We start from the raw sequence: 6,743 nt of genomic DNA on the forward strand, positions 1-6,743 counted from the left end.
CGCTAGAGGCCCGAGGGCCAGGTCTCGGGGACTTCTTCGTGATGCTGCCAGTGGGCGGTGACGTCGAACGGCTCGACGGCGGTCGTCTCGTCGAGATGGAACACCGCATCGAACTGCGCGCCCAGCGACGCCTCGAAGTAATGGCTGGCCAGTTCGGTTTCGGGACGGTAGACGACGCCGATCGCGCGCTCCAGCATCGGAATCGACAACGCCTCGCGCAGGGCGCCTCGCAGCGGCAGGAAAAACCGGTCGCGGCCGCTGCGCCGGAACAGGTGCTCGACGCTGTCGGGGTGCGCCGGCCGTACCCAGCGTCGCTCGGCCGGCGCGTCCCAATCGCGTGCGGCGGTGACGTGGCCGGTGTAAGTGGTGAATCCGACCAGCAGGGCCTGCGCATCGCCTGCCTGTTCGCGTACCAGCTGGCCGACGTTCCATTCGCCGTGTCGCCCCATCTCGGTGGCGCGCGCATCGCCCAGATGCGAGTTGTGCGCCCAGACGACGATGCGCCCGCGACGCCCCTCGCGGCGCAGGTGCGCACGGAGTGCCAGCAGGGTCTCGACCATGTGCGTGTCGCGCAGGTTCCAGGTATGCACGCGACCGCCGAACGTCTCGCGGTAGTAACGCTCGGCGTTGCGCACGACGTGTGCGTTGCGCTCGGCGAAGAATTGCGCATCGCGCGCGCCACGACCGTCGTCGGTCACGTACGCGGGACCTGAGCGTAGCAAGTCGGTCAGCAGCCGGGTGGCTCCGTCGCGACAGCTCGGCCGCAGGCCGTGCGCGGCCTCGTAGGCGTACTCCTGCGGCTCGCGCACGTGATCCAGGCACGCGTAGACGCGGCGCGCCACCGCCGCCTGGTCCGGATCGACGTCCTCCAGATAGGCGATCACCGCCTCGGCCGAGCGATAGAGGCTGTACAGGTCCAGGCCGTAGAAGCCCACGCGCGCGGTCAGTGGCCTGGATGCGTTATGCGCCCGCAACCACGCGACGAACGCGCGCACATCATGGTTGCGCCACATCCAGGTCGGAAACCGCTGGAAGTCGGCAAACGCCTCATCGAGGGCGTCATCGTCGCTGCCGTGGACGTAATGATCCAGGCGCAGCGCATCGGGCCAGTCTGCCTCCACCGCGACCGCATCGAAACCCTGCTCGGCGATCAGCCGGCGGGTGATGGCGGCGCGCATCGCGTAGAACTCGTGGGTGCCGTGGCTGGCCTCGCCCAGCAGCACGAAAGCGCGATCGCCGACCATCGACAACAGCGCGTCATAGTCGCGGTCGCCGTCGCCCAGCACCTGCGAGCCGGCGCGGAGCAGGTCCATCGGTGGCGGGGAACGCGTCGTCATGCGGACAGTTCTTGCATGCCGGGGATGCCGGTGCGAACAGGATCGCGCCGCACCCGCGACCGGAGGTTGACGAAGATCAATACCGGCCGTCATGACGGTGGAACGATGTCCGTACGCACCCGGGCGAATCCCGCCGGAGGGCCCATGGACGCATTGCTGCCGTTCCGCGACCGCGCCGAGGCCGGCAGACGCCTGGCCGCGGCCTTGTCCCGTTTCCAGGGCACTCATCCGCTGATCCTGGCAATCCCTCGCGGCGCCGTGCCGATGGCGCGGATCATCGCCGATGCGCTGGACGGCGAACTCGACGTGATCCTGGTGCGCAAGCTCGGCGCCCCGGACAACCCGGAATTCGCCATCGGCGCCATCGACGAGCGCGGCGAACTCATGCTGGACGCGGCCGCCGTGGAATGGTCGGGCGCCGACCGCGATTATCTGCAGCGCGAAGCCAGTCGCCAGCTCGCCCTGATCCGCGAGCGGCGCAGCCGCTACTGCGGCGGGCGGCCCGGCCTCGCGCCCGCGGGCCGCACCGTGATCGTGGTGGACGATGGGCTTGCCACCGGGGCCACCATGCTCGCGGCGCTGCGCGCGGTGCGGGCGCAACATCCGGCGCATCTGGTCTGCGCGGTGCCGGTCGCTGCACGCGAGAGCCTGGCGCAGGTCGGCCGGATTGCGGACGAAGTGGTCGCGCTGGCCGTGCCGCCGGCGTTCGGCGCGGTGGGGCGCTACTACCAAGATTTCCACGGCGTTGAGGACGATGAGGTCATGGCCGCGTTGAGCGGCGGGATGGGCGCGCAACCGGTGCCGGAATACACCGTGCATCTGCACGCCGACGGTCACGTTCTCGATGGCGATCTGAGGTCGCCGGGCAGCCCCAAGGGTCTGGTGGTCTTCGCCCACGGCAGCGGCAGCAGCCGCCACAGCGCTCGCAACCGGTTCGTCGCCGAGGCCCTGAACCGGCGCGGCTTCGCAACGCTGCTGTTCGACCTGCTCACGCCGCAGGAGGACCGCGATCGTGCGGCGCGCTTCGACATCGCGCTGCTCGCACGCAGGCTGGAGGCGGCGCTGGGCTGGGCGCGGGACGAGTCGGCACAGCGCGATCTGCCGATCGCGCTGTTCGGGGCCAGCACCGGGGCCGCGGCAGCGCTGGTGGTCGCGGCACGACGTCCGGGCGATGTCGACGCCGTGGTTTCGCGGGGTGGTCGCCCCGACCTGGCCGGCAAAGAAGCGCTGTCGCGGGTGCGCGCACCCACGCTGCTGCTGGTGGGCGGTGCCGATCAGGAGGTGCTGGCGCTGAACCGTGCCGCGCTGGCGCTTATCGGCGCCCGTGCCGAGTTGATCGTGGTGCCCGGGGCGACGCATCTGTTCGAAGAACCTGGCGCCCTTGCCCAGGTGGCCACGACGTCGGCGGAGTGGCTGGCACGAGTGTTGTCGCAATCGCGGCACCGGGGCGCCTGATGTCTGGCGCGGATCTGCGCGAATGGACTTGCACGCAATCGCGCAGATGATCGCGCGCACTTCGCAGCCAACTGTGGCGGGCCGCAGTGCGCGTTACCCGCTGTTGCTGCTCGCAGCGTACGCCGGCTGGTGGGGGATGCTGGCGCTCGCGCCCTGGTACCGGCAGGACTGGCTGCTGGAGAACCTGCTGGTGTTCGTTGCGGTGCCGCTGCTGGTTTGGTCGTACCCGCGTTTGCGACTGTCGGATACTGCGTATACGTGCCTGTTCGCGTTCCTGTCGCTGCACGCAGTCGGCGCGCATTACACCTATTCCGATGTGCCCTACGACGGCTGGGCGCAGGCGCTGACCGGCCATACCGTGAGCGAGGCGCTAGGACTGCAGCGCAATCATTTCGACCGGCTGGTGCACTTCCTTTATGGCCTGCTGGTCACACCCGCAGCGATCGAACTGCTCGACGCGCGCGCTCCTCAACGCGGCGTGTGGCGCTGGCTGGTGCCATTGCTGTTCATGGTGTCGCATTCCACGATCTACGAGCTTGTGGAGTGGGGCGCCGCCGCGGTCTTCGGCGGCGATCTCGGCCAGGCGTATCTCGGCACCCAGGGCGATATCTGGGACGCGCAGAGGGACGCGGCGCTGGCGGCGGCGGGAGCCGGGATCGGGGTCGTTGCAGTTCGATGGCCGCGTGCGCGATGGGCGAGGCGCGCCTGATCACGCCTGCAGGATTCCAGAATTTTCTCCCGCCATACCTGCCTTGCAGGTCGTGAAGACGGTCGGCATGCCGGCTAATTCAACGGGTGACGAGCACGGCCACCGTGCTGACGGCCAGGACCTTGGTGACCACCGATCCGAGCACCAGTCCGGCCAGTGCGCCGTGACCGTGCGAGCCGATCACGACGAGGTCGTAGCCCTCGTCGGTCGCATAACGGGCGATACGCGGACCCGCTTCGCCGACCTTCATGACCGTTTCATGCGGGATCTCCGCATTTTCGAGCAATTGGGTGGCTTGAAGGAAAGCCATCCGGGCGTTGGCCTCGTGCGCCTGTTGCACGCCCAGCGTGCCCAGCACGGTCTGGGCGCGCTCGACGAGCGGGGTATCCACGTAGACCAGGGTCAACGTGGGGTCGGCACCGAACATGCCGCGGTGCTTGATGAGGTAGTGCACCCCGCTGAGGCTGCACTCGCTTCCGTCTATGGCCAGTAGGATCTTCATGGGATGTCCTGGGCGATGCATCGTGGCGCCGGCTCGGGCGGGTGCACGGAAGTCTGCGACAGGCGCTGATGAGCCCGGTTGATCTGGGTCAACGCGAGCGCCGGACAACTGCGACAGCGCCATTGAGTTCGGCCCGCCTGTCGCGCAAACGCGGGCCACCGCTGGTGCTTACTGCCGGTTTCAAATCGTCGGCGAACCGCAATGTACCGATGGAGGTCAGGCACAGCGCAATGACCGGCATGTCGGCGCGTTGGCGCCGGGCATATCGAGACCTCATTCGCCGCGCACGCGCCGCCGATCGCGCACCGTGTCTCCCGGGTACACGGTCACCTGGTCGCCTTCGCGCAGCCCTGCTTTCAGTTCCGCCGCGTCGTCGCCCATGCGGCCGATCGTGACGTGCCGCAGGCGCGCACGTCCTTCTTCGACGGCGTAAACGGCCCACCGTGCGCCATCGCGGAACAGCGCTGCGGTCGGAACCGATAGCGCATCGGGCGACTGCCAGACGATGAACTCCGCTTCCAGGCGAAAGCCGTCACCGAGTCGGACGCGCGCGGAAGCGGGATCTTGCAGCGTCATCACGACCAGCACGCGCTGCTCCTCGACGCCGAGCGCGGATACCTTGGTGAATCCGCCGGGCTCGACCGTCTGTACCCGGCCGCGCAGGGGCGCATCGCCGCCCCAGCGGGTGAACTGCACCGGGGTTCCAGGCGAAAGCCGGACCGCATCGGTGGTGAGCACCTCCGCGATCACCTCGATCGCCTGGGGATCGCCGATCTCGAGCAGCGGCTGGCCTGCCTGCACGGGGGTGGCGCTCTCCACCAGGCGTCGCACGATGCGGCCGGCCACCGGCGCCGGCAGCTCGACTCGCGCGTCGCCGCCGGGAGCGCCCTGCAACGCCAGCACCGCACGCGCGGCATCGCGTTCGATCCGAGCGCTCTCGCGCTGTGCCCGCGCGCTGCGCAGGGCGGCTTCGGCGGATGCCGCGCCCGCGCGGATCGCATCCAGGTCGGCGCGCGCGATCAGGCGGTCGGCCGCCAGCGCTGAGGCGCGGCGAAGCTCGGCGCGGCTGCGGGTCCGTTCGGCTTCGGCCGCGACGATCGCCGCTGAAGCCGCGGCTTCGGCCTGCATGGCCGAACTGACGCGCGCTTGCGCGTCGGCACGGCGCATGGGGTCGAACAGGGATGCGCGGGCCGGCACCAGCACCGCGACCGTTTGCCCGGCCGCGACGGCGTCGCCGGGTCGCAGCACGATCCGTTCGACCACGCCCGGGAGCGGCGCGCTCACCATCCAGCGATCGTGCAGCCGGGTGCGCGCCTCTTCGTTGAAGCTCACCGTCAGCGGACCACGCGCGATCCGCGCCGTTTCCACTGGCAGTGCGCGCGGCCAGAACCCCCATGCGGCGATGCCGACGACGACGGCCAGCAGCAGCCAGAACAGCTGCCGACGAGGTACGTGATTGGCGGATGCGGTCATCTCATCACCTCAGTCGCGCGCCTTGAGCACGCCGATCAGATCCAGGCGCCGGACGCGATGACGCACCAACAGTGCCGACAGCGCCGCTGCCAGCACGGTTGCGAGCCCGGCAATGGCATACGTGGGCGGGCTCACATAGTGCGGCACACGGAACAGGTCGGAGTCGAAACCGAGCACCATCAGCCCGATCAGTGCATGACCCAGGGCGAATCCCAGCGGCAGCGCAAACGCAGTCAACAGCGCCAGCTCGCCGAGCAGCAGATACACCACTTCCGGGCGGGTGAAGCCGAGCACGCGCAGGCTGGCGAGGTCGCGGGCGCGTTCGGACAGGGCAACGCGCGCGCTGCTGTAGACCACGCCGGAGGTGATCACCACACCGAATGCAGTCGCCACCAGGGTGAAGACCAGGATCATCGACGCCATGTTGTCGTAGAAATTGCGGATCGCGACCATGCGCTGCTCGATGGCCGCGACCTGGGGGCGCCGCTGCAATTGCGCGAGCAGCGATGGCAGGTCGTCGGCGTCCACCGCCATCGCGACGCCGGACATCCGGTCGCCGTCGCCGAGCAGGCGGTTGAGCGCATCCAGCGGCAGATAGGCCTGCACGCCGAACGGCTCGCCGACCAGTCCGGCCAGACGCAACCGCAGGGTGCGACGCCGGCCTTCGAGGGTCTGGAATTCGAGCAGGTCGCCTGGTTCGGCACCGAGCATCTGCGCCAGGCGGTCGGTGACGATCACCCCACGCGGTGGCGGCTGGATCGGACGCTGCCGCTCGTTCAGCGCACGCCGCAGCCTGGCGCCGTCCGGCAGGCCAATCACCGCAGTGCGATGGCTGGCGGCGCGATAGCGCACGATGACCGCTGTGGCGCGCTGTGGCTCTATGGCGACGACGCCCGGCAGCGCGACCAGTTCCGACAGGGCGCGCTGCGATACGGGCTCCACGAACGCCACGTCCAGGTCCTGGCGACTGGCGAGGCGAAACTGCTGGTCCACCATCAGGCCGATCGCATCGCTCTGGAAGCGCCCGAGCATCATCACCGCGGTGCCCAGCGACAGGCCCAGACAGGTCAATGCCGTGCGCATCGGGCGCCGCAGCACGCTGCGCGCGATCAATCGGTGCGGCGCGCGCAGGCGCCGGAACAGCGCGTGGCGATCCAGCCGTCGCGCGTCGCCCTGCGCCGGGGGGGGGGGGGGCGGGCCCCCGGCGGGGGGGGGGGGGGGGGGGCGCCCCCCCCCCCCCCCCGGCCCGCGCCCCGCCCCCGCCCCC

Annotated in this window: 6 protein-coding genes; 2 read left to right on the forward strand and 4 right to left on the reverse strand. The window is 69.9% G+C overall.

Annotated elements, in window-relative coordinates:
• Positions 1-2: 2 nt before the first annotated feature.
• Positions 3-1,337, reverse strand: coding sequence for an erythromycin esterase family protein (locus MC375_RS13050; protein ID WP_242103837.1), 1,335 nt, complete (start codon positions 1,335-1,337; stop codon positions 3-5).
• Positions 1,338-1,481: 144 nt separating this feature from the next.
• Between MC375_RS13050 and MC375_RS13055 the strand changes: the two genes are divergently transcribed.
• The gene (locus MC375_RS13055; RefSeq protein WP_242103838.1) at positions 1,482-2,792 is read left to right on the forward strand and encodes an alpha/beta fold hydrolase; all 1,311 of its coding nucleotides are present in this window, start codon (positions 1,482-1,484) and stop codon (positions 2,790-2,792) included.
• A gap of 22 nt (positions 2,793-2,814) precedes the next feature.
• A complete protein-coding gene (locus MC375_RS13060) occupies positions 2,815-3,501 on the forward strand; it encodes a DUF2238 domain-containing protein (RefSeq protein ID WP_242103839.1) in 687 nt (228 codons plus the stop codon).
• A gap of 79 nt (positions 3,502-3,580) precedes the next feature.
• Here MC375_RS13060 and MC375_RS13065 read toward each other — a convergent pair whose 3' ends face one another.
• The 3 genes from MC375_RS13065 to MC375_RS13075 form a co-directional block, all read right to left on the reverse strand.
• Positions 3,581-4,003: a universal stress protein gene (locus MC375_RS13065; RefSeq protein WP_242103840.1), complete on the reverse strand. Its 423-nt coding sequence runs from the start codon at positions 4,001-4,003 to the stop codon at positions 3,581-3,583.
• A 273-nt stretch (positions 4,004-4,276) separates the two neighbouring features.
• Positions 4,277-5,476, reverse strand: a complete 1,200-nt coding sequence (locus MC375_RS13070; protein ID WP_242103841.1) for an HlyD family efflux transporter periplasmic adaptor subunit — start codon at positions 5,474-5,476, stop codon at positions 4,277-4,279.
• A gap of 9 nt (positions 5,477-5,485) precedes the next feature.
• On the reverse strand, positions 5,486-6,559 hold the full coding sequence (locus tag MC375_RS13075) for an ABC transporter permease (RefSeq protein ID WP_242103842.1): 1,074 nt from the start codon (positions 6,557-6,559) through the stop codon (positions 5,486-5,488).
• Positions 6,560-6,743 lie beyond the last annotated feature (184 nt).

Source organism: Lysobacter sp. M2-1, assembly GCF_022662495.1.
In the GTDB taxonomy this organism is placed as follows: domain Bacteria; phylum Pseudomonadota; class Gammaproteobacteria; order Xanthomonadales; family Xanthomonadaceae; genus JAKPBU01.

Excerpts from the sequence above, each read along its gene's own strand:
- MC375_RS13070 (WP_242103841.1), bottom strand. The coding sequence starts at position 5,476 with ATGACCGCATCCGCCAATCACGTACCTCGTCGGCAGCTGTTCTGGCTG.
- MC375_RS13055 (WP_242103838.1), top strand. The coding sequence starts at position 1,482 with ATGGACGCATTGCTGCCGTTCCGCGACCGCGCCGAGGCCGGCAGACGC.
- MC375_RS13065 (WP_242103840.1), bottom strand. The coding sequence starts at position 4,003 with ATGAAGATCCTACTGGCCATAGACGGAAGCGAGTGCAGCCTCAGCGGG.
- MC375_RS13075 (WP_242103842.1), bottom strand. The coding sequence starts at position 6,559 with ATGCGCACGGCATTGACCTGTCTGGGCCTGTCGCTGGGCACCGCGGTG.
- MC375_RS13050 (WP_242103837.1), bottom strand. The coding sequence starts at position 1,337 with ATGACGACGCGTTCCCCGCCACCGATGGACCTGCTCCGCGCCGGCTCG.
- MC375_RS13060 (WP_242103839.1), top strand. The coding sequence starts at position 2,815 with ATGGACTTGCACGCAATCGCGCAGATGATCGCGCGCACTTCGCAGCCA.